Origin of the sequence: Achromobacter sp. DH1f (assembly GCF_000633435.1) — a bacterium.
In the GTDB taxonomy this organism is placed as follows: Bacteria; Pseudomonadota; Gammaproteobacteria; order Burkholderiales; family Burkholderiaceae_B; genus Achromobacter; species Achromobacter deleyi.
Genome location: NZ_AYMF01000034.1, coordinates 1 through 22,495 on the forward strand (window position 1 = coordinate 1; position 22,495 = coordinate 22,495).

Annotated in this window: 19 protein-coding genes and 3 tRNA genes; 5 read left to right on the top strand and 17 right to left on the bottom strand. The window is 64.8% G+C overall.

Annotated features, from left to right (window positions below; translation table 11 throughout):
* Window positions 1-77 precede the first annotated feature (77 nt).
* From U858_RS0127660 to hisN, 7 genes are all read right to left on the bottom strand, one after another.
* A tRNA-Thr gene (locus tag U858_RS0127660) sits at window positions 78-152 on the bottom strand.
* A 10-nt stretch (window positions 153-162) separates the two neighbouring features.
* Window positions 163-236: transfer RNA gene (locus U858_RS0127665), tRNA-Gly, on the bottom strand.
* Window positions 237-381: 145 nt separating this feature from the next.
* A tRNA-Tyr gene (locus U858_RS0127670) sits at window positions 382-468 on the bottom strand.
* Window positions 469-583: 115 nt separating this feature from the next.
* Window positions 584-1,747, bottom strand: a complete 1,164-nt coding sequence (locus tag U858_RS0127675) for an iron-containing alcohol dehydrogenase (RefSeq protein ID WP_025140362.1) — start codon at window positions 1,745-1,747, stop codon at window positions 584-586.
* Between the two features lie 22 nt (window positions 1,748-1,769).
* Complete coding sequence (locus U858_RS0127680; protein ID WP_025140363.1) at window positions 1,770-3,161, bottom strand: aldehyde dehydrogenase family protein; 1,392 nt, start codon at window positions 3,159-3,161, stop codon at window positions 1,770-1,772.
* Between the two features lie 51 nt (window positions 3,162-3,212).
* The gene (locus U858_RS0127685; protein ID WP_025140364.1) at window positions 3,213-4,598 is read right to left on the bottom strand and encodes a glutamine synthetase family protein; all 1,386 of its coding nucleotides are present in this window, start codon (window positions 4,596-4,598) and stop codon (window positions 3,213-3,215) included.
* A gap of 64 nt (window positions 4,599-4,662) precedes the next feature.
* Entirely contained in the window at window positions 4,663-5,469 is an 807-nt protein-coding gene (hisN, locus tag U858_RS0127690; protein ID WP_025140365.1) for a histidinol-phosphatase, read from the bottom strand.
* Between the two features lie 185 nt (window positions 5,470-5,654).
* On the opposite strand from hisN, the gene U858_RS0127695 reads away from it, so the two are divergent.
* The 4 genes from U858_RS0127695 to U858_RS0127710 are packed head-to-tail and all read left to right on the top strand — an operon-like array spanning window position 5,655 to window position 10,219.
* Complete coding sequence (locus U858_RS0127695) at window positions 5,655-6,665, top strand: ABC transporter substrate-binding protein (protein WP_025140366.1); 1,011 nt, start codon at window positions 5,655-5,657, stop codon at window positions 6,663-6,665.
* A 47-nt stretch (window positions 6,666-6,712) separates the two neighbouring features.
* Complete coding sequence (locus tag U858_RS0127700; RefSeq protein WP_025140367.1) at window positions 6,713-7,720, top strand: ABC transporter ATP-binding protein; 1,008 nt, start codon at window positions 6,713-6,715, stop codon at window positions 7,718-7,720.
* A 52-nt stretch (window positions 7,721-7,772) separates the two neighbouring features.
* The gene (locus tag U858_RS0127705; protein WP_029954369.1) at window positions 7,773-9,440 is read left to right on the top strand and encodes an ABC transporter permease subunit; all 1,668 of its coding nucleotides are present in this window, start codon (window positions 7,773-7,775) and stop codon (window positions 9,438-9,440) included.
* A gap of 17 nt (window positions 9,441-9,457) precedes the next feature.
* Window positions 9,458-10,219, top strand: a complete 762-nt coding sequence (locus U858_RS0127710; RefSeq protein ID WP_025140369.1) for a DeoR/GlpR family DNA-binding transcription regulator — start codon at window positions 9,458-9,460, stop codon at window positions 10,217-10,219.
* 7 nt (window positions 10,220-10,226) lie between these two features.
* On the opposite strand, the gene U858_RS0127715 is transcribed toward U858_RS0127710, so the two are convergent.
* The 4 genes from U858_RS0127715 to U858_RS0127730 form a co-directional block, all read right to left on the bottom strand.
* Window positions 10,227-11,228 carry a tripartite tricarboxylate transporter substrate binding protein gene (locus tag U858_RS0127715; RefSeq protein WP_025140370.1) on the bottom strand — a complete coding sequence of 334 codons (1,002 nt, stop codon included), beginning with the start codon at window positions 11,226-11,228 and terminating at the stop codon, window positions 10,227-10,229.
* A 147-nt stretch (window positions 11,229-11,375) separates the two neighbouring features.
* Window positions 11,376-12,971: a rhodanese-like domain-containing protein gene (locus tag U858_RS0127720; RefSeq protein ID WP_025140371.1), complete on the bottom strand. Its 1,596-nt coding sequence runs from the start codon at window positions 12,969-12,971 to the stop codon at window positions 11,376-11,378.
* Between the two features lie 41 nt (window positions 12,972-13,012).
* Complete coding sequence (metC, locus tag U858_RS0127725) at window positions 13,013-14,188, bottom strand: cystathionine beta-lyase (RefSeq protein ID WP_025140372.1); 1,176 nt, start codon at window positions 14,186-14,188, stop codon at window positions 13,013-13,015.
* Window positions 14,189-14,190: 2 nt separating this feature from the next.
* A complete protein-coding gene (locus tag U858_RS0127730; protein ID WP_025140373.1) occupies window positions 14,191-14,778 on the bottom strand; it encodes a hypothetical protein in 588 nt (195 codons plus the stop codon).
* Between the two features lie 121 nt (window positions 14,779-14,899).
* Here U858_RS0127730 and U858_RS0127735 point away from each other — a divergent pair, with 121 nt between their 5' ends.
* Window positions 14,900-15,793, top strand: coding sequence for a LysR substrate-binding domain-containing protein (locus U858_RS0127735; RefSeq protein WP_025140374.1), 894 nt, complete (start codon window positions 14,900-14,902; stop codon window positions 15,791-15,793).
* Here U858_RS0127735 and U858_RS0127740 read toward each other — a convergent pair.
* The 6 genes from U858_RS0127740 to mnmG are packed head-to-tail and all read right to left on the bottom strand — an operon-like array spanning window position 15,787 to window position 21,979.
* Entirely contained in the window at window positions 15,787-16,791 is a 1,005-nt protein-coding gene (locus tag U858_RS0127740; RefSeq protein WP_025140375.1) for an asparaginase, read from the bottom strand. The two genes, U858_RS0127735 and U858_RS0127740, sit on opposite strands and share 7 nt — an antisense overlap.
* The gene (locus tag U858_RS0127745; protein ID WP_025140376.1) at window positions 16,784-17,701 is read right to left on the bottom strand and encodes a ParB/RepB/Spo0J family partition protein; all 918 of its coding nucleotides are present in this window, start codon (window positions 17,699-17,701) and stop codon (window positions 16,784-16,786) included. Before U858_RS0127745 ends, U858_RS0127740 begins: the two co-directional genes overlap by 8 nt.
* A 43-nt stretch (window positions 17,702-17,744) precedes the next feature.
* On the bottom strand, window positions 17,745-18,566 hold the full coding sequence (locus tag U858_RS0127750) for a GNAT family N-acetyltransferase (protein ID WP_025140377.1): 822 nt from the start codon (window positions 18,564-18,566) through the stop codon (window positions 17,745-17,747).
* A 10-nt stretch (window positions 18,567-18,576) separates the two neighbouring features.
* Window positions 18,577-19,377 (bottom strand): ParA family protein, encoded by an 801-nt coding sequence (locus tag U858_RS0127755; protein ID WP_025140378.1) that lies wholly within the window; start codon window positions 19,375-19,377, stop codon window positions 18,577-18,579.
* Window positions 19,374-20,063 (bottom strand): 16S rRNA (guanine(527)-N(7))-methyltransferase RsmG, encoded by a 690-nt coding sequence (gene rsmG / locus U858_RS0127760; protein WP_025140379.1) that lies wholly within the window; start codon window positions 20,061-20,063, stop codon window positions 19,374-19,376. The genes U858_RS0127755 and rsmG overlap by 4 nt, the downstream gene beginning before the upstream one ends.
* The gene (gene mnmG, locus U858_RS0127765; protein WP_025140380.1) at window positions 20,060-21,979 is read right to left on the bottom strand and encodes a tRNA uridine-5-carboxymethylaminomethyl(34) synthesis enzyme MnmG; all 1,920 of its coding nucleotides are present in this window, start codon (window positions 21,977-21,979) and stop codon (window positions 20,060-20,062) included. Before mnmG ends, rsmG begins: the two co-directional genes overlap by 4 nt.
* Between the last annotated feature and the right edge of the window lie 516 nt (window positions 21,980-22,495).

Sequence of the window (22,495 nt, forward strand, 5' to 3'; positions counted from 1 at the left end):
TCAAACTTGCCTTTTGCCATGGCTGACTCCTGACCTGGATTGCGCTTCTGACTGAAGAAAAGAACTTTGGAAATTAATGGTGCCCATGGCGCGGATCGAACGCGCGACCTCTCCCTTACCAAGGGAGTGCTCTACCACTGAGCCACATGGGCATGTAAATCTTGGAGCGGGTGAAGGGAATCGAACCCTCGTCGTAAGCTTGGAAGGCTTCTGCTCTACCATTGAGCTACACCCGCGGGCTACCCTTTCACCATCTCTATCCCAGACTTTCAAAATCAAGGCCCGGGGAACTTTCCAACCTTCGTTGCGAAGGCCGCCCAGTTCCCTAGGCCTACATTTTAAAATCCAGGCAAACATCGCCTGGATTCAGGTATGGGTCTCTGGTGGAGGAGGTTGGATTCGAACCAACGTAGACGCAAGGTCAACAGATTTACAGTCTGCCCCCTTTAACCACTCGGGCACCCCTCCAGCGGAGAACTTGAGATTATGAACACTTTCAAATCCGCTGTCAAACGCCTGGGACGAAAAATATTCAAATCTTTTGTTCTACCTCCGCCGCGTTTCCGCGCAGAGGGGGCGAAGCTTACAAGATTCCGCGAACGGCTGCACGGAAAAGTTCAGCGTACTGGTCTGGCGTGTAGGTCACGGGGTTGGTTCCACCCGACGGATCCTCGCTGGCCATGCGCCCTACCCGCTCAGCTTCGGAGTCGTTGATACCGATGTCGGCCAGGGTATGAGGGATGCCCACGGTTTCGCGCAAGGCCAGCACCCAGTCCAGCACCGCACCCGGGTTGTCGTCCGGCAGCGCCAGGTAGCGAGCCAGCGCCTGCAGCCGCGGTGCGACGGCATGCTGGTTGGCCTTGAGCACATACGGCATGAGAATGGCGTTGAGCATGCCGTGGTGCGCGTCGTACAACGCACCCAGCGGATGCGCCAGCGCATGCATCGCGCCAAGGCCGCGCTGGAACGCGGTGGCGCCCATGCTGGAAGCCACCAGCATCTGCTGGCGCGCCTGCAGATCGGCGCCGTCGGCAACCGCTTGCGGCAGGTATTCCTTGATGATGCGCATGCCTTCCAGCGCGATGCCGGCGGCCATGGGATGAAAGAACGGCGAACAGTAGGCTTCCAGGTTGTGCGACAGCGCATCCATGCCGGTGGCCGCGGTGATCTTCGGCGGCAGGCCCGTGGTGAGTTCCGGATCAAGAATGACGATGGCGGGCAGCATGCGCGCGTGGAAGATGATGCGTTTGACGTGCGCGGCCTCGTCGGTGATGACCGAGGCGCGGCCCACTTCCGAACCGGTGCCCGCCGTTGTCGGCACCGCCACCACCGGCGCCATGCCCGCGACATTGACGCGCAGGTAGTTGTCGCCCACGTCTTCGAAGTCCCAGAGCGGACGGTTCTGGCCCGCCATCAGCGCAATGGCCTTGGCAGCATCCAGCGCCGAGCCGCCGCCGAACGCGATCACGCCATCATGGCGGCCTTCGCGATAACGCGCCACGCCGTCGTCGACATTGCGCCCGGTCGGATTGCCCTTCACTTCGTGGAACAGGCCGCATTCCAGGCCCGCCTGCCGGCATGCACGCACGGCCTCGCCAATCATGGGCAATGCCGCCAGGCCCGGGTCGGTGACCAGCAAGGGTCTTGCCATGCCGAGTTCGCGGCACCAATGCGACAGTTCCTTGATGCGGCCGGGGCCCGCCTTGATGGCGGTGGGATAGTTCCAGTTGACGCTGGGGACAGTCATGTCGGCTCCTGGTCGCGCGGCCTTAAGCCACGCTGCGCAGATGAAAGGATTTGGCTTGGGTGAGTTGTTCGTAGCCGACCTGCGACAGCGATACGCCGCGGCCGGTGTGCTTGACGCCAGTCCATGCCAGCGCGGGGTCCAGGTAGTCGCAGCGATTCATGAAGAACGTGCCGGTGCGCACCTGGCGCCCCAGATGCAATGCGGCGTCTTCGTCCTGCGTGAACACGGCCGCGGTCAGGCCGTAGGGACTGTCGTTCATCAACGCGACGGCCTCTTCGTCGCTGTCCACCGGCATCACGCCGACCACGGGTCCGAAGCACTCGTCGTTCATGATGCGCATGTGGTGGTCGACCTGCGTGAGCAGTGCGGGCGCCACATAAGGCGTGCCGGCACGAGCGGCCTCGAAGCGGTTGGCGTCGACCAGATTGCGGGCACCGCGCGACAGGGCTTCGTCGATCACTTCCCGCACCTCATCGGCAGCCCGCGTGCGCACCACGGGACCCAAGGTCGTTTCGGCGCGCAGGGGATCGCCCAGCACGTAGTCGTTCGTGAGGCTCGCCGCGCGGTCGATGAACTCCTGGTAGCAGGAGCGCGCCACATAGATGCGCTGGATGCCGCAGCAAGACTGGCCCGAATTGAAGAACGCGCCATCCACCAGGGTTTCGACGGCGTGGTCGAGCTTGGCGTCCGCCCGCACATAGGCCGGATCGTTGCCGCCCAGTTCCAGGCCTACGCCGATGAAGCGGCCGGCGGCAGCCTGTTCCACACTGCGCCCCCCACGCACCGAGCCGGTGAACGACACGTAGCCGATTTCCGGCGCACGAATCAACCGCTGCGCAATGTCGTGGTTGGCATGCAGGTACTGGAACACACCCGGCGGCACGCCTGCCTCGTTGAACGCGCGGCCGATCAGTTCGGCGCACAGGGGAGTCTGGTCGGAGTGTTTGAGGATGACGGTGTTGCCCGCCATCAAGGCCGGCACGATGCTGTTGACGGCGGTGAGCAGCGGATAGTTCCAGGGCGCGATCGTCAACGCCACGCCGATGGGCTCGCGGCTGATGAAACGCGTGAAGCCGGCCAGCTCGGGAACGCGTATCGGTGCGAGCGCCGCGGCGGCGATGCCGATCATGTGCCGTGCACGCGCCTCGAAGCCATCCACTTCGCCGGGCGTGTAGCGCAGCGGCCGCCCCATCTGAATCGTGATCGCGCGCGCCGCTTCGGCCTTGGCCGCGACGAAACGCGTGACGGCCTCTGACAGAATGCGTGCGCGTTGTTCGATGCCCAACGCATGCCATGGCGCTTGCGCGGCCTGCGCGTCGGCCAGCGCCTGCGCGATCTGCGCTTCGCTGGCGTAGGGACGACGCACGACTTCGCGGCCGTCGATGGGACTGATGGTGATGAGTTCCTGCGTCATGGCGGCCCTATGCGTACAAGCTGTGGATAAGTGTGGTGCGCGTCGTCGTGGTCAGATGATTTCGAAGTACCGAGCCAATTCCCAATCGGTGACGTGGCGCCGGAATTGGCGTTCTTCCCATTCACGCGTGGCGGCGTAGTGCTCGACGAAGGCATCGCCGAAGAGGTGGCGCGCCGCTTCGGATTCACGCAGGCGTTGCGCCGCTTCCCACAAGGTGATGGGCAAACGCAGGTGCGCGGGAAACTGCTGGGTATAGGCATTGCCTTGCACCATGGGCTCGGGCTTGAGGCCCTGTTCGATGCCGTATAGGCCCGATGCCAAAGCGGCGGACAGCGCCAGGTAGGGATTGGCATCGGCCGAGCCGATGCGCACTTCGACGCGCTGCGACTTATCGCTGCCCGGAATGAGCCGCAGCGCAGTCGTGCGGTTTTCCATGCCCCAGGTGGCGTCCAGCGGTGCCCAATAGCCCGGCACCAGCCGCGAATAGCTGTTGATGGTCTGCGCGTACAGCGCCATGAATTCCGGCAGGTAACGCTGCACGCCCGCCATGAACGCAGTCTGCGTCGCGCTCATGCCGTGGGGCTGCGATTCATCGTAGAAGGCCGAGCGGCCGCTCTTGCGTTCGCGTAGCGATAGATGGATGTGGCCGCTCTGGCCGGGATGGTCATGCGACCACTTGGCCATGAAGGTAGCCATCAGGCCGTTCTGCTGCGCCAGCGCCTTGGTGAAGGTCTTGAAGAGAAACGCCTTGTCGCCGGCGGCGGCCGCCTGGTCGACCGCGATGGCGGCTTCGAGCACGCCCGGGCCCGTCTCGGTATGCAGGCCTTCGATGGGCATGTCCATGCGCTCGCACATGTCCAGCAGTTTGCGATAGAAATCGCCCTGCACCGTGCTGCGCAGCATGGAATAGCCGAAGTTGCCGGGCGTCCAGTTCTCCATGTCGCGATAGTGCTTGGCACGCACCGAATGCGGTGTCTCGCGGAACATGAAGAACTCGTATTCCAGCGCAGCGTAGACCTCGAAGCCCATGTCGGCCGCGCGGTCGAGCGTGCGGTGAAGCAGGCGGCGCGGGCAGATCTCGGCCGCTGGGCCTTCGAACTCGGCCAGGAACAGCAGCATGTCTTCGCCGCCCGGTCCTTGTTCCAGCGGCAACCGGCGGCCGGTGGCCGGCACGATGCGCAGCTTGGCGTCCGGATACGCCGTGTGCCAGCCGGTGTATTTGGTGTTGTCGTAGAGCTGGTCGTCCAGGTCCCAGCCGAACACGACGTCGCAGAACGCCAGCCCGCCGCGCAGCGCGGACAGAAACTTGTCGCGCCGGATGTACTTGCCCAGCATGACGCCATCGACGTCAGACAGGCCGACCTTGATATGCGAGAGCGTGCTGGCCTGCACCAGCCGCTCTGCGTCTTCCACCGTTGCTACCCCTAGTGCATGCATGCTTGTTCACCTTGTCCGTGGCTGAAGCGTTGCGTTGACTTGCGGGGTCGCGGGGCATGGCGTTTCAGGTCTTGGCCGCCCCCAGCACCCGCATCGCCTCGCGATGCAGTTGCGGTGTGGCAGCCGCGATCACGCGGCCCTGCGACGCGAGGCCTAACGGCTGCCCCGACCAATCGGTAATGACGCCGCCCGCCCCTTCGATGACGGGCATCAGCGCCAGATAGTCATAAGGCTGCAGGCCCGCCTCGACCACCAGGTCGACGTGGCCGCTGGCCAGCAGGCCGTAGCTGTAGCAATCGCCGCCGTAGCGGCGCATGCGCACCGACTGGGTCAGCGTATCAAACGCGGCCAGATCGGTGCCTTCGAAGATATCGGGCGAGGTGGCGTAGAGAATCGCCTGCCCCAGCTCGGTGCAGCCGCTGGCGCGGCAGACTTCGCCGTTCAAGCGCGCAGGGGCGTCTGCGGCGCCGAGCCAACGTTCGCCCAGCATCGGGATATCGATCAGCCCCAATACCGGGCGGCCGCGGTGCAGCAGCGCCAACAACGTGCCCCACAACGGATTCCCGGAGATGAAGGCGCGCGTGCCATCGATGGGGTCCAGCGACCATACCCATTCGGCTTCGGCATGGCTGGCGCCGAATTCCTCGCCGAAGATGCCGTGATCGGGGTACTGGCCGGCGATGGCCGCGCGCAATGCGGCTTCGACCTCGCGGTCGGCCTGGGTGACGGGACTTTCATCCGCTTTGGTATCCACCGACAGCGGGTGGCGGAACCACTGGCGCGACAGGGGCCGGACCTGGTCCGCCAGCGATTGGGCGAACGAGGAAAAAGCGGCCAGTTGCTGCGCGGTAAGCGGCGGCGAAGTTTGCATTGACGAGCTCCCAGGCGTGGCGCAGCGCCAAAAAAACCCATGCGATTAAGGTTTTTCCAGTCTAGACACGTTGCCACAAATTTGCAAATATACCTAAAAAAGCAACCCAACCGTCTTACAGCAGGCCGCTGTCCGCAATCCGTAGCTCACCGCCGTTGCCGTGTATTCCTTTCCGGAGTTCCATCATGCAATGTAAGAAGAAGCTTAGCCTTGTGGTTGCAGTAATTTCCCTAAGTTGTGCACAGGCCGCCCACGCGGGCGCCATCACGGTCTATTCCGCCCTGGAAGAAGACGAGATCGCCGCCTACCTGAAGGCCGCCAACGCCGCCATGCCGGACGTGAAGGTGAACGTGCTGCGCCTGTCCACCGGCGATCTCGGTGCACGCCTGATCGCCGAAGCGGGCAACCCCCAGCAGGATGTGATCTGGGGCTTTGCCGTCAGCAACATGCTGGACCCGCGGCTGCAGAAGCTGCTGGAACCCTATGCCGCGAAAGGCATCGACGCCCTGCCCGCCCAGTACAAGGCCGCCGACAACAAGTGGTTCGCCGCGACGGGCTATGTAGCCGCGTTCTGTGTGAATACCGATCGGCTCAAATCGAAGAACCTGCCCATGCCGACATCGTGGGAGGACCTGGCCAAGCCCGTCTACAAGGGTGAAATCGTCATCCCCAGCCCTGCGGCGTCGGGTACGGGCTACCTGCAGATCGTGGCGCTGCTGCAAGGATTGGGCGCCGAGAAGGGCTGGGCGTACCTGAAGGACCTGGACAAGAACGTGGCGCAGTACACGCCATCCGGCTCGCGTCCGTGCAAGATGGCGCGTGCCGGGGAATATGCGATCGGCGTGTCCTTCGCCTTCCCTGCCATGCAATCCATCGAGGAAGGCTTCCCCGTCAAGATGGTGATTCCGTCGAAATGGGTGGGCTACGAGCTGGAAGCGTCCGGCCTGATGAAGACCGCCAAGAACCCGACGGACGCCAAGCGCTTCCTGGACTGGACGCTGTCGGCTCAAGCCGGCGGCCTGTACAGCAAGTACAAGGAACTGGTGACGATTCCCGGCGCGGCACCGAACAAGGCCGCCGAAGCCGCCGGCCTGCCCAGGGACCTGACCGCGGTGCTGTACCCCGTGGACTTCCAGAAATCGGCCGCCGAGCGCGACGCCACCATCAAGACCTGGCAAGACACCATCAAACGCTGATGGCATGCGGCCGGTGCCGCCGGCCGCAGCGCCCAGCTGGAGCAGCCATGTACCTGGAACTGCGCGGGATACGCAAGACCTTCGATGGCGCGGTAGCGCTGGAAGGCATCGACCTGTCTGTCGGTGAACACGAATTCGTCTGCTTGCTGGGCCCCAGCGGCTGCGGCAAGACGACGCTGCTGCGCATCGTGGCGGGACTGCTGCCGTTCGATGCGGGCAGCATCATGCTGGGCGGCCACGATCTGTCGACGCTGCCGGCGCGCAAGCGCGGCTTCGGCATCGTGTTCCAGTCGTATTCGCTTTTTCCCAACATGACCGTGGCCGAGAACGTCGGCTACGGCCTGCGCATACGCGGCGAAAGCCGCGACCGCATCGCGGCGCGCGTGACGGAGCTGCTGGCGCTGATCAAGCTGCCCGATTACGCACAGCGCTATCCGCACCAGCTTTCCGGCGGCCAGCAGCAGCGCGTGGCGTTGGCCCGCGCGCTGGCGGTGGACCCCGCCCTGATCCTGCTCGACGAACCCCTGTCGGCGCTGGATGCCCGCGTGCGCACGGACATGCGCGCGGAAATCCACGAGGTGCAGCGCCGGCTGCGAATTCCCACCATCATGGTGACCCACGACCAGGAAGAAGCCCTGACGCTGGCCGACAAGATCGTGTGCATGAATGACGGGCGCGTGGAGCAAGTCGGGTCGCCGTCCGACCTGTATCTGCGCCCCCAGACGCGGTTCGTGGCCAATTTCGTGGGGCTGAGCAATCTGCTGCCCACCGATTGGGTACGCCAGGCGATGCCAGCGTTGCTGGCCACGCGGCCCGACGGCGCCAGCGACCGCTTCGAGGCCTGCCTGCGCCCCGAGAGCCTGCGCATCGCCGCCGACGACCAAGGCTCCGGACGCGTGCGCGAGATGACCTTCATGGGCAACCTGACGCGTTTGCGGGTGGACTGGCAAGGCCGCGAACTGCTGGTGGAACAACAGGGCGCGGCCGGACTGTCGCAAGGCGCGCCGGTACGCCTGGACATGGAGCCGGGACAATGCGCCTGGGTCCGCGTATGACGCCGGCAGTCGCGACAGGGCGGCCGGGAGCCGCCGCGTGAACACCGCCCGCATGAGCGCGACCGCATCCGCCCCCGCCGCTCGCGCGCCCTGGTCGCTGGACCGGGTGCTGCTGTGGACTTGCGTCGGCATACCGATGGCGGGCCTGGCGCTGTTTTTCCTGTTTCCGCTGGCAACCGTGGCCTGGCGCAGCCTGGTGGAAAAGGACGGCGGGATCGGCCTGGGCAACTATGCCGAGGTGTTCGCGACCCGCGGCATCCTGACCGCCACCGCCAACAGCCTGACCATGAGCGCGGCCACCACCGTCGTCAGCCTGCTGCTGGGCTTTGCCATCGCTTACGGCCTGGACCGCAGCCGCATGCGCGGCAAGGCCTACGTCAAGTTGGCGTTGGTGTTGCCGCTGCTGGCGCCGTCGCTGGTACAAGGCCTGGGTCTGATCTTCATCCTGGGCCGCAACGGCCTGGTACACCGCTGGACCGGCTGGGAATTCGATATCTATGGCTTCTGGGGCCTGTTGATTTCCAATGTGTTCTACGCCCTGCCCCAGGCGGTGCTGATCCTGCAGGCGGCGCTGCGCAACACCGATGCGCGCTACTACGACGCGGCCGAAGTCATGGGCGCATCCAGCACGAGGCAGTTCTTCGACATCACGTTGCCGAACTGCAAGTTCGGATTGCTGAGCGCCGCGTTCGTCGTGTTCGTCATCACCATCACCGACTTCGGCAACGCTGCGGTGATCGGCGGCAACTACAAGGTGCTGGCCACCGAGATCTACAGCCAGGTGTCTGGCCAGATGAACTTCGGCATGGGATCGGTGGTGGGCATCCTGCTGCTGCTGCCGTCGTTGATCTCGGTGCAGATCGAACGCGTGGCGTCGCAGCGCCAGTTCGGCGCTGCATCACCCAGCGGCCTGCGCGTGACGCCGCAGCCGGCGCGCGGTCGCGACCGCGCCTTCACGGTGGGAGTGCTGCTGTGTACCAGCACGATCGTGGCCACGGTCGCCACCGTGGTGTTCGCCAGCTTCATGCGGCTGTGGCCCTACCGCATGGAATGGACGCTGAAGCACTACGACATCACGGTCAGCGGTGGCTATGCGCCGCTGTGGACGTCGCTGTACCTGTCGTTGGCCGCCGCGTCCGGCGGCGTGCTGCTGCTGTTCTTCCTGACCTTCGGCGTATGCCGCATTCCGCGGGCCTGGGCCAAGCTGGTGTACCTGGTGTCGGTGCTGCCAGTGGGCGTGCCTGGTCTGGTGCTGGGCCTGTCTTATATCTTCGCCTTCAACTCGCCGGCCACGCCGCTCTATGCGCTGTATGGCAGCGCCGCGTTGATCGCGCTATGCAATTTCTACCACTATCACACGCAGGGTTTCCTGACGATGATGACGGGCATGCGCGCAGTGCCGCAGGCCCTGGAAGAAGCGGTCAGCTGCCTGGGCGGCGGCACCTGGCAGATACTGCGCGATGCGGTGCTGCCGCAGATCGCCCCCACGGTGCTTGGCGTGTTCTTTTTCCTGTTCATGCGGTCCATGGTCACGTTGTCCGCGGTGATTTTCCTGGTGACGCCCTCGGTCAGCGTAGCGCCGGTTTCTGTCTTGCGGCTGGACGAAGCGGGGTTCGTCTCGCAGGCGGCAGCCTATTCGACGCTTATCATGCTGGTCGTGGGCGGTTCCCTGCTGGCGATGCGCGCGTTGATCGCGCTGGCGGCACGGCGCCGCAAATAGATTAGGAAGCATCCGATATGTGGCAAGAAGAGCGGTATCAAAGAATCCGCGCCCTGCTGTCTTCCCTGCAGCAGGTATCGACCGACCGTATCGTCGGCGAACTGGGGGTATCACGGGAAACCGTCAGGCGAGACCTGCTGGAACTGGAGGCGATGGGCGAACTGCGCCGCGTGCACGGCGGCGCCGTGCCGGTGCACAGCGAGCCGCCCATCACCGAACGCGTGCACACGCGCGTCAAATACAAGCGCGCCATCGCACGCGCCGCGGCAGGCCTGGTCAGCAGCGGACAGACGCTGTTTCTTGACGCGGGCAGCACCACCAGCGTGCTGGCCGACGAACTGGCCAAGCTGACCGGGCTGACCATCATCACCAATTCGTTCGACGTGGCGCTGAAGGTCGGCGCGGCCGGCAACGGTGCCAACGAACTGATCATGTTGGGTGGCTCGGTGGGCGGCCCGGTGTGCGCCACGGCCGGCGACATCACCATCGCCGAAATCCACCGCTACCGCGCCGACCTGGCGCTGCTCTCGCCGGTCGGCGTGGATGCGGAATGCGGCGCCACCAGCTACGACCTGCGCGAGGCGGAAGTCGCCCGCGCCATGGCCGCCAACGCCAAGCAACGCGTGCTGCTGGCCGACTTCAGCAAGATCGGCCTGTGCAGCCGCGTATCGTATTGCGAGGTGGGCCGCATCGATCACCTGGTCACCAACACCAATGCCGAAAAGATGCCGGCCTTCCCGCCGCTGAAGGCAGCGGTGGGCAAGATGTTGACGGTATAACTGCGCGTCAATCCACCGACACGCCCGCCACCTTCACCATGTCTGCCCAGTACACGGTGTCTTGCTGCAAGCGTTTCTGGAAAGCATCGGGCGCGCTGCCCACGGGTTGGCTGCCGCCCGCCTGAATCTTGGCGATCACGTTGGGCGACTTCATGGCCTGGGCCACGGCCTTTGCCAGATAGGCGATGCGGTCGGGCGGCGTGCCGGCGGGTGCGAACAGACCATACCAGTCGTCGGCGGTGATGCCGTCCAGGCCCGATTGCTTGAGCGTGGGCGCGGTCTTGAAGATGCCGATGCCATTGTCGTGGCTGAGTGCCAGGATGCGTAGCTTGCCGGCCGCCACCATGGGCTCGGCCGATGCGGGCGAAGTGATCAGCATGTCCACGGTGCCGCCCATCAGATCGGTGATGGCGGGCGCGGCGCCGCGGTACGGCACGTGCACCAGTTTGACGCCCGCCTTTTGCGACAGTAGCGCGCCCATCAGGTGGCTCATCGTGCCATTGCCCGGCGTGGCGTAGGTGATGACGCCCGGTTGCTTGCGCGCGGCGTCCAGGTAGTCACCCAACGACTTGTAGGCGCTTTCACTGCGCGAGACCAGCACCAGCGGCGCGGACGTGATCTGCGAGATGGGCACGAAGTCCTTGACCGGATCGAAGCCTACGTTCTTGTACAGACGCGGATTGACGGCCATGACGCTGGTCTGCGACATCACCAGCGTGTAGCCATCCGGCTTGGCGCGTGAGACTTGCGAGGTGCCCACGTTGCCACCGGCACCGGATCGGTTTTCCACCACCACGCTTTGCCCCGTGATCGCGCCGAGCTCCTGCGCGATCAGCCGCGCGACGCCGTCGTTGCCGCCCCCGGGCGGAAACGGCGACACGACCGTGATTGCCTGTTTGGGATAGTCGGCCAGCGGCGCGAGCGCCTGGGCGTGGGCGTTGGCCCCCCATGCCAGGCAGGCCAGGGCCGCCGCGGTTCTGCAAGCTTGCAGCACGTGTTGCTTTGTCATCGGTACTTCCCCTTGTTGTCGGCGGCCGGATACTCGGCCGTCCGTTGCATTTCGGTTCGCCATGAACCGTCCGCGCCCCGGCGGCTGGGCGCCGGGGCGTGCTGATCGGATGAAGCATGTCGTGCGGCCGCTTGCGCAGCGCGCGGGTTACTGCGCCGGGAAGCGGTACGCGGCGCGTTCGCGCTCGTCGATCTGCTTGACCAGATTGGTTTCCCAGGCGAGGTACTGACGCGCCGCGGCCTTGTTGCCGTCGTGGCGGTCGTGCACGAAAAACAGGTAGTCGATGCAATCGCGGTCGGCGGGCTCGTCAGGTGTGGCTTGCAGGGCCAGGCCTGCGGCCGACCAGCCGGCGGGCGATCCGAGATTGACCTTGACGTCGCGCGCACCCAGCGCCCGCAGATCCGCCGCCGCCCAGGCGGCTACGGCCAGCTCGTCGGCCAGCAGCACCACCGGTTGCGCGGGATCCAGCGCCAGATCGGCAAAGCGCGGGCGAATCGACCATTGCGCCCCCGCGATATGGTGGGCGCGATAACGCATGCTGGCGCGAATATCGACCAGTTGCGCCCCTTGGGCCGATGCAGCAGCCAGCGCAGTATCGTCGAGCACCGGCACGGCCGGCACGTCGACCGAAGCCGCGGTGACATTCAGCGCTGCAGCGACACCCTCTTGCAGCACGCTTGCGTCCCAGCCCATCTGGCGCAGCCAGCTGGCCACGACCGGTGCGCGCACGCCTTCGGCATCGAACACCACGATGCGCGCGCCGCGCACAGCCAGATATTGGTCGGTGGCCTGGATCAGCTGGCCGCCCGGCGTGTGCTGTGCGCCGGGCAAGGACCCTTGCGCGAATTCTTCGGCGCTGCGGACATCGCACAGGAAGGTGCTGCGGTTGGCGTCATTCAGCCAGTGCTGTACCTGACTTGCATCGACACGCGGCACGTCATGGCGCTCGGCCAGATTGGCTGAACGCTGCACCAGCGCCGGCAGGTCTTCGGGCGCCACGCTATCGGCGTAGCGGCGCTGCGCGCCATGGTCGAGCTTGAAGTCTTCCAGATACCAGCCTTGAGTGCCGTTTTCCAGCGCGTAGACAGGGTTTGGCACGCCAAGATTGATCAACGTCTGTGCGCCGATGATGCTGCGTGTGCGCCCGGCGCAATTGACCACGATGGTGGTGGCGGGGTCCTTGGCCAGGGTGTGTGCACGCAAGGCCAGTTCGCCGTTGGGGCAGCAGATGCCGCCCGGAATGCTCATCTTCTGGTATTCGGCAAAGGGCCTGCCATCCAGCACGATCAGATCGTCGCCGCGACGCTGGCGTTCGGCCAGTTCACGGGCACCGATGCGGGGGGTGTGGAAAACTTCTTCGGCCAGTTCGCCGAAGGTTTTGCTGGGCACGTTGACGCCGGCGAATGCCGCATAGCCGTCGCGCAACCATTGGGCAATGCCGCCTGCCAAGCGATACACCTGTGGATAACCCAATCCGCGCAATGCGTGCGCCGCGCGCGCCGCCGTGTCGTCCGTGCCGCCCTCGTCATAGACCACCACCCGCACGCCGCGACGCGGCGCCAGCCGCACGATGTCGGCTTCAAGCCGGCTGTACGGAACCGGCGCGGCATAGAACAGGTGAGACTCGCCGTATTGACCATGTTCGCGCACGTCCAGCAGCGCAATCTCGCTGCCGTCATGCAGCCAGCCCTTGAGCGTGTGGGAATCGACGTCGGCCGTGTTCAGGTCGGAATGGGGATGCATCAGTGAATTCTCTGGAATCGGAAATGGGGGAATGGCGGATATCAGCGCTGAGGCCGCAACTGGGTCAACGCGTGTTCGAGGTCGGCGATCAGGTCTTCCGGGTCTTCCAGCCCGATATGCAGGCGCAGCATCGGACCGTGCACCTGCGGTGCCGGCAGCGATCGCGCATTGCCCAGCTGCACCGGAATCACCAGGCTTTCGAAGCCGCCCCACGAAGCGCCGATGCCGAACAGTCGCAGTGCATCGATGGCGCGCTCCATGTCGGCGTCGGTGATGGGCGCCGCGAACTCCAGCGTCATCAGGCCGTTGGTGCCGGAACATTCACGCTGCCAGACGGCATGCGACGGATCGCCAGGCAGCGCCGGGCACAGCACGCGCGCAACCTCTGCCCTGCCCTGCAGCCACTCGGCCACGCGCATCGCGCTGCGGGCATGCTGGGCCAGGCGTAACGGCAGGGAACGCATGCCGCGCAGCACCAGGAAGGCGTCGTCGGCGCCGACGGTCTGGCCGAAGTCGATGCCTGCGCGGTCCAATGGCCGCCAGGTGCGCGAGTTGGTCACGACCGCGCCCATCATCACGTCGGCGTGGCCGCCCAGATATTTGGTGGCGGCAAGAATCGAGATATCGGCGCCCAGCGACAGCGGCTGGCACAGCAATCCGGAAGCCCAGGTGTTATCCACAGCCAGCCAGCAATCGTGTTGCCGTGCCAGCTCGGCCAGGCGGCGCAGGTCCGGCATTTCATAGGTGAGTGAACCCGGCGATTCGGCGTAGATCATGCGGGTGTTCGGACGCACCCACTGGGACAGGCCGTTGCCATCCGGCGGGTAATACGAGAACTCGATACCCAGGCGCGACAGATGTTCGGCGCAAAAGCGGCGCACCGGCTCGTAAACGGCGTCAGTCACCAGCACATGGTCGCCGGCGCGCAGATAAGCCAGCAGCACCGTGGCGATGGCCGCCTGCCCCGTGGGAAACAGCTTGGCGCGAAAGCCCTGTTCCAGTTCGACCAGCGCGTCTTCCAATGCGTGCGTGCTGTCGGTGCCGCGCGCGCCGTAGGACGGCAGGCGTTCCTGTTCGCGGCGCGCCCGCGTGTCGCGCCAGGCCGCGACGCTGTCGAACACATAGGTGCTGGCACGCGTGACCGGGGTGTTGACCCAGCCGCCATGCGGGCGCCCGGCGCGCAGCAGCCGCGTCGCGGACCGATAGGGCTTGTCCATGATCAGCGACGGGTCAGCACGCCGATAGGCATGACTTTGCAGGTGCCAGCGGCCAGATCGAAGGCCAGCCGCTCGGTCAGCGTTTCCAGCGCGCGGCCGTACATATGCAGGTGACGGATGACGCTGTCGCCCTGGATCTCGACGGCGTGGATGTCGTCAGGCATCAGTGCGATGCCGGCGCCCGGGCCAACCACGACGGTGCCGGTCTTTTCCAGATGCCCCACGCCCGGCACCGACCCGTCGTCGGTGCGGTCGTAGACGTAGTTGTATTCCACCCCTTCCACGGCCGCGATACAGGCCCAGGTGGTGTGGTTGTGCGGCACGATCTGCTTGCCCGGCCGCATCACGTTCAAGTACAGCGCGTATTGCTTGTCGGCGTCTTCGCTGATCAGGTAGCGCGCCTGGCGCTCGCCTTCCTCCGGCGCCGGGTAGCGGTCCTGGGCCCACCAGTCGGTATGGCCGGCCAGCCGGATCAGCTCGTCCAGCACGGCCTTCAGGCTGTCGCGGTTCAGGCCCTTATTTCCTAAAGTATTTTTAATATTTCCAACGGTGCTGTCGATGCCCTGCTGATTAGGATGCGCGTTGCCCACAGTGACTTTCCCTCTTGTTTCATGAGTTATTTCAGTCACTGTATCGCCACGAACGAGGCGCAACAATTTAAATTGCCTTAAGATTCCATAAGCATTGCTAATACTTTAGATTTCAAGCGACATGCGTAATCTGGATCTGGACCTGCTGCGCACGCTGACCGCGATCGCGCGCTACGAGACGTTTTCCGAAGCGGCCAACCGGCTGCACAAGACGCAATCGGCCGTCACGCAGCAAATGCAGCGCCTGGAGGCCACCATCGGCCTGCCGCTGTTCGAAAAGCAAGGGCGCAACAAGGCCTTGTCCACCCATGGGCGGCGGTTGGTCGAATACGCACGCCACATGCTGGCCATCAACGACGAGGCGCTGCGCGCACTGCAGGATGGGCCGCTGGAAGGCGATTTGCGATTGGGCGCGCCGCTGGACGTCGCGGACACCATCCTGCCCACGCTGCTGACGCACATCGCGCGCTCGGCGCCGCGCGTGAAACTCGAGATCCGCGCCGATCGCAGCCCGTTCCTGATGGACGCGCTGCGGGCCGGTGAACTCGACTTGACCATATCGACCCGCTTTGACCAGGACTTCGAAGGCGTGGCGCTGCGCACCTCGCCCACCGTCTGGCTGGCGTCGGCCGACTACGTGCACGATGTGACCGCGCCGGTGCCGCTGGTGCTGGCCGATGAACCCAGCATCTTCCGCCGCCTGGCGTTGACGGCGCTGGAACAGGCGCAAGTGCGCTGGCACACCAACTATGTAGCGCCGAACCTGGTGGGCATCAAGGCCGCGCTGCGGGCGGGCCTGGGCGTGACGGCGCGCAGCGTAGAGCTGCTGGCGCCGGAAATGCGGGTGCTGGGTGAAAAGGAAGGCCTGCCGCCGTTGCCGGACGTGACGTACTTCCTGTGGATAAGGCGTGACCTGATCAATCCGCTGACGCGGCAGGTCTACGACATGCTCAAGGCCAGCCTGGGGTTGGCGCGGCATGCGGATGCCGCCCCCAACCCCGCAAGCCTTCAATAGCGGTCGAAGTATCCCTGCACAGAAGCAGGTTCACGGGTGATGCACAGCGCCAGCATCAACAGGATGCGGGCCTTTTGCGGGTTCAGGTCGCGGGCGGCGGCAAAGCCAAGCGCCGCGTCGTCCAGTTCGACATCGCGCGCCACCAGGCCACTGCCGGTGCGGCTGGATCGCACCACCGCCACGCCGTCGGCAGCGGCACGGGTCAAGGCCTCGACAGCCAGGTCGGTGGCGTTGCCATCGCCCACGCCGGCCAGCACGATGCCGTCGGCCTTGCCGGCGATGAATGCGATGACATCGGCTTGCAGATTGGCGTGCGCATAGACGATATCCACGCGCGGCCACCCCGCCTTTTCCAGCAATGCGAGTGAAAACTCGCTTTGTGCCGCGTGCGTCGTGGTGTTGCGCGAATAGAAGCATGGCACACCGCCGTGCATGACACCGGCGCGTCCGCGATTGGGCGAGGCGAATGCGCTGATGCCGGCGCTGGCGATCTTCTGGATCTCGCGTGCGTAGTGCACGTCTTCGTTCATGACGACCAGCGGGCCACGGCCACGCGCGTCAGGGTGCCGCGCCAGCGCCACCGCGTTGTACAGGTTCGCAGGGCCTTCGGCGCCCAGCGCGGTAGCGGGACGCATCGCGCCCACCAGCACCACCGGTTTGTCGTGCTGGATCACCAGGCTGAGAAAGTACGCCGTTTCTTCAAGCGTATCCGTGCCGTGGGTGATGACGATGCCGGCCACCGATGCATCGGCGCACAGCGCATCCACGCGCTGCGCCAACGCGCGCCAGACGTCGTGCGTCATGTTCTGGCTGCCCACGTTGGCCACCTGCTCGGCGCGGATGTCCGCCAGGCCCGCCAACTGCGGCACGGCCGCCAGCAGGTCGCCGACCGAGAACGAACCGGCTTTGTAGCCGGCCGCGGTGGCGTCGGCCTGGGCGCCGGCAATGGTGCCGCCGGTGGCGAGTACGGCGATGACCGGCAAAGCCTGATCAGGCATCGACCACTCCGGACAAGCCTTGGCGCTCGAGCAGCGAATTCAGGTGTTCCCAACCGTGGAAGTCGATCACGATCTGGCCCTTTTCCTTGGCGCCGACCTTCAGCGCCACACGGGTGCCCAGATGGTCGGACAAGGCCTCTTCCAGACGCGTCAGGTCGCGCGACGCGCCGTTGGTCTTTTTCTTGGGCGACGCCGCGGTCTCGGCTTCCTTGGCGGTCTTGGCAACCAGCTTTTCGGCTTCGCGCACCGACAGGCGACGCGCGATGATCTGGTTGGCCAGCTGGATCTGCGTGGCGGCATCCACGGCCAGCAGCGCGCGAGCATGGCCCATGTCGACGTCGCCGGCCAACAGCATGGTCTGCACGGCAGCGGCCAGGTTCAAAAGCCGCAGCAGATTGCTGGTGGCCGAACGCGAGCGGCCGATGGCTTGCGCGGCCTGCTCGTGCGTCAAACCAAATTCGTCGAGCAGGCGGCGCACGCCATGCGCTTCTTCCAGCGGGTTCAGGTCTTCGCGCTGGATGTTTTCGATCAGCGCCATGACGGCCGCATTTTCGTCGGCGACTTCGCGCACCAGCACCGGCACTTCTTTCAGTCCGGCCAGCTGCGCCGCGCGGAAACGACGCTCGCCCGCGATGATCTCGTAGTGGCCGGGCGCATCGCCCAGCGCGCGCACAAGAATGGGTTGCATGATTCCTTGTGTGCGTATCGATTCGGCCAGCTCGCCCAGCGCGCCCTCGTCCATGCGGGTGCGCGGCTGATACTTGCCGGCCCGCATCTTCGAAACAGGCAAGGTGGACGGCAGACCCTCGGGCTTGGCCGCAGCCTTGCCGATATTGTCGATCGCAGGCGCGTCGGCGCCCAGCAAGGCGTCAAGTCCGCGACCCAAACCCTTGGGTTTCTTGGTGGCCATAGTTAAATCCTCTTTCCTTCTGTTTTTGTATCCCGAGCCAGGCTCAGGCGTCCGCCTGCTCGGCGGGCAGGCGGTACCAATACGCGTAACAGTCTTTGAAACCGTAGCGGCCGTACAAGGCGCGCGCCGCGGTATTTTCCGGCTCGACCTGCAGATAAGCCGTGGTGGCGCCGCCAGCGGCGCCCTGTGCCAACAGATGCTCGACCAACATCGCAGCGTGCCCCTTGCGCCGTTGCCCCGGGTCCGTCACCACATCGAACATCCCCACGACATCGCCATCGCGCACGGCCATGCCAGCGGCCACGCAGTGTCCCGCGCTGTCCAGCGCCAGCACCGGCGAGATATCCACAGCCAGCCCTTCGAGACGGGATTGATGCTCGGCGATGTGTTCCGGACGTGAATCGCGCATGCGTCCGACCGCCGCCGCGAATCGGGCAGCGTCCACTGTCTTGAAAAGCAGATCGCCCCGGGCGCCAGGCCTGGGGGCGAGCGGCATGCTCATGACTCGGGTCTCGCCAGTGAGGATGTAACCACGGGACTCCAGGTCGGCGTCCAGGGCGAAATCGGGACCGATGGAGGTGATGCGCAGCACCATGGGCAAGCCATGGCGCGCATACAACGTTGAACAATACGCCAGCCGCTCATCGAGCGGACGTGTGGATAACCCCAGCACATTGATGCTGCGTACCCGTTTGGCGGACGACTGCGAGAAACGCACCAGCCAGCCGTCGTAAAGCAGTTGCGCGCGTACCGCCGTGGCATTGAGCGCGGCTTCTTCGAGACGCACGCGCAGCGCATCGCGCACGTCGGCGGGCGGCGTGTGGGGCAAGGCGTGGGTCGAAGAATGGCGCGGTGCGGCGGACATGTTGTACGGCTTATTTATTCAGGTCGCGAACGCGCTCGATCATTTCGGCGCCGAAGGCGATGTAGGCCTGTGCGCCGCGCGAGGCGCGATCGTAGACCACGCCGGGCATGCCATAGCTAGGGGCCTCGGCCAGGCGCACGTTGCGCGGCACGACGGTCTTGAAGACCTTGTCGCCGAAGTGCGCTTCGAGCTGCGCGGATACTTGCTGCTGCAGCGTCATGCGCGGGTCGAACATGACGCGCAACAAACCGATGACGCGCAGGTCGTCGTTGATGTTGCGATGTACACGCTTGATCGTGTTGACCAGGTCGGACAGGCCTTCCAGCGCGAAGTACTCGCACTGCATCGGGATGATGACGCCGTGCGCGGCCGCCAGGCCGTTCAGCGTCAGCAGCGACAAGGTGGGCGGGCAGTCGATCAGGACGAAATCGTATTGGCTGGCCACGGTGTCGATGGCGGCCTTGAGCTGACGCTCGCGTTCGTCCATCTGCACCAGGTCGATTTCGGCGCCGGACAATTCACGGTTGGCGGGCAACACGTCGTAGCCGCCCGATTCCGAGCGCACGCGCGCCTGCTCGATCGTGGATTCACCGATCAGCACCTGGTACAGGTTCGACTCGAGCGAATTCTTGTCGATGCCGCTGCCCATCGTGGCGTTGCCTTGCGGGTCCAGGTCCACCAGCAGCACGCGTTGCTTGTGCGTCGCCAGGCCGGCCGCCAGGTTGATGGCGGTCGTCGTCTTGCCCACACCGCCTTTTTGATTGGCGATGCAGAAAACACGGGCGGACGAGCTGGGGGGTAAGTTCTTCATAGGGTTCCTTGACTGCGGCGCATCCAGATCAGGCAGCGTTCTGCTTGCAGCTCCGGCACCCGGAGCTGCTGAATATGGTCGACTTGCCATTCCCCGCGCGCGTGCAGCGCTGCGATCTCATCGTCGGGGACCTTGCCCTTCATCGCGACGAGGGTACCATCGTTGCCCACGTGCCTGCCCGCGAGCATCGCAAAATCATCCAAGGATGCGAAGGCGCGCGACGTCACAATGTTGCAGTCGGCGGGGTCCAGCGTTTCGATGCGTGCGTGACGGGCCTGCAGATTGGGCAAGGCCAGCGCGCCACTCATCTGCCGAACGAATGCGGTTTTCTTTTCTACGGCGTCGACGCAGGTCACGGACCATTCTGGCCGCATGACGGCCAGGACGACGCCAGGCAAGCCGCCACCGGATCCGACGTCGTAGACCTTGGCCAGCGTGCCGGGCTGGCCCAGCGCCTCGCTGAACGGGCCCACCGCGGCCAGGCTGTCGAACAGGTGCTGCACCAGCATCTGTTGCGGATCGCGGATGGCGGTCAGGTTATAGGTGCGGTTCCAGCGCTGCATCTGCGCCAGGTAGTCGAGCAGCTTGGGGGCTGCGCCGGCATCGGCCTGCAGCCCCAGTTGCTCGAAGGCAAGGGAGAGACGGCCGGCCATGTCTGCGCCGGCCGGATTGGGATGGGCGCTCATGCGGCTTGCTTGCGCGAGCCGTAATGCAGGCGCTTCAGGTGGATGAGCAGCAGCGAGATCGCCGCCGGCGTCACGCCCGAAATGCGGGCGGCCTGGCCGATGGTCTCGGGCCGATGCGTCTTCAGCTTCTGGCGCACTTCGAACGACAGGCTGGTCACGGCGTCGTAATCGACGTCCGCCGGGATGGGCTGTTGTTCGTGGGCAATCTGCTTTTGCACTTCGTCTTGCTGGCGGGCAATGTAGCCGGCGTACTTCACCTGGATCTCGACCTGTTCGGCCAGCACCTCGTCGGCCACGACACCGGGGCCGGCCAGGAGCGTACCGTCGACATTGCGGGCGGCCATCAAGGCTTCATAGGAAACATTCGGGCGTTTCAGCAGGTCAGCTAGTGAGTACTCACGTTCAATCGCCTTGCCCAGCAACGGTTCGGCCACCTCCAGCGGCAGCAGCCGCGGGTTCACCCACGACGATTTCAAGCGTTCGACTTCGGCGGCGACGGCATCGCGTTTGCGGTTGAAGGCTTCCCAGCGGGCGTCATCGACGATGCCGAGCTGGCGGCCGATTTCGGTCAGGCGCAGATCGGCGTTGTCTTCACGCAGGCTCAGACGGTATTCGGCTCGCGACGTGAACATGCGGTACGGCTCGGTGACGCCGCGCGTCACCAAGTCGTCGACCAACACGCCCAGATAGGCTTCGTCGCGGCGTGGCGTCCAGGGATCGCGGCCCAACGATTGCAACGCGGCGTTCACGCCAGCAAGCAGGCCCTGGGCCGCGGCTTCTTCGTAGCCGGTGGTGCCGTTGATCTGGCCAGCGAAGAACAGGCCGGAGATGGCCTTGGTTTCGAGCGTGCTCTTCAATCCACGTGGATCGAAGTAGTCGTATTCGATCGCATAGCCCGGGCGCAGGATGTGTGCGTTTTCCAGGCCGGGCAAGGAATGGATCAGGTCCAGCTGCACGTCGAACGGCAGGCTGGTCGATACGCCGTTGGGGTAGACCTCGTGTGTGTCCAGCCCTTCAGGCTCGAGAAAGACCTGGTGGGATTCCTTGTCGGCAAAACGATGGATCTTGTCTTCGATGGAGGGGCAATAGCGCGGCCCCACCCCTTCGATCACGCCGCTGTACATCGGCGAGCGATCCAGGCCACCGCGGATGATGTCGTGGGTACGGGCGTTGGTGTGCGTGATCCAGCACGGCAGCTGCCGCGGGTGCATCGCCACATTGCCCATGTACGAGAAGACGGGAATCGGATCGAGATCACCCGGCTGTTCTTCAAGAATGCTGTAGTTGATGCTGCGACCGTCGATGCGCGGCGGAGTGCCGGTCTTCAAGCGGCCTTGGGGCAGCTGCAGTTCTTTCAGGCGCTGGCCCAGCGAAATGGCGGGGGGATCACCCGCACGGCCACCCGAGTAGTTCTGCAGGCCCACGTGAATCAAGCCATTGAGGAACGTGCCGGCGGTAAGCACCACGGTCTTGGCTCGGAACTTGAGTCCGACCTGGGTGACGGCACCGACCACGCGGTCGCCTTCCACCATCAGATCCTCGACCGCTTGCTGGAACAGCCACAGGTTGGGCTGGTTTTCCAGGCGGCCACGGATGGCCTGGCGGTACAGCACCCGGTCTGCCTGGGCGCGGGTTGCGCGTACGGCCGGCCCCTTCGAGCCGTTGAGGATGCGGAACTGAATCCCCGCCTCGTCCGTTGCCAGTGCCATGGCACCGCCAAGGGCGTCGACTTCTTTGACGAGATGGCCTTTGCCGATCCCGCCAATGGAGGGATTGCAAGACATCTGACCTAGGGTTTCGATGTTGTGGGTGAGCAGCAGCGTCTGGGCGCCAGCGCGTGCTGCAGCCAGCGCCGCCTCGGTGCCGGCGTGGCCGCCACCAACGACGATGACATCGAATTCGCGGGGATAATCCATGATGGGGAGGTAAGAGAGCGTTCGGTGCTCATTATAGAGGCAGGGGGGGCATGTTTCACGTGAAACATGGTTCGGTGCAGCAATGGGCCCTGAGGTCTTCCCTTGTTCGTGTGCAAAAGGCAACGTGGTGACTGAGTGGTGCGGTCAAATATGTCGGCATTTGCCTCTGTTGAGTGGATGTTCCACGTGAAACACACCGGCGCCCTGCTCTTACCCGGGCATGTTTCACGTGAAACATGAGCCCGCCAGCAGCGCTCGGGTCGTGATGTCATCATGTAGAACACTGAAGATCACTCTCCCCTCAAGCGCAATCTGTGACCGGTCATATGGCCCGCATGCCCCGCTTGTCCCAACACAAGCGATAACGCCTCACCTAGGTTAGCGATCTTCGTCATCTTCAAGCCGTATGTTTCACGTGAAACATCGGTCATAGCCTTCGTACTGATATCTACCGCTCAGGCTATGAGGGTATGAACGACCGCTTCGGATGCCGTCCAATGATGAGGACGAGGATCA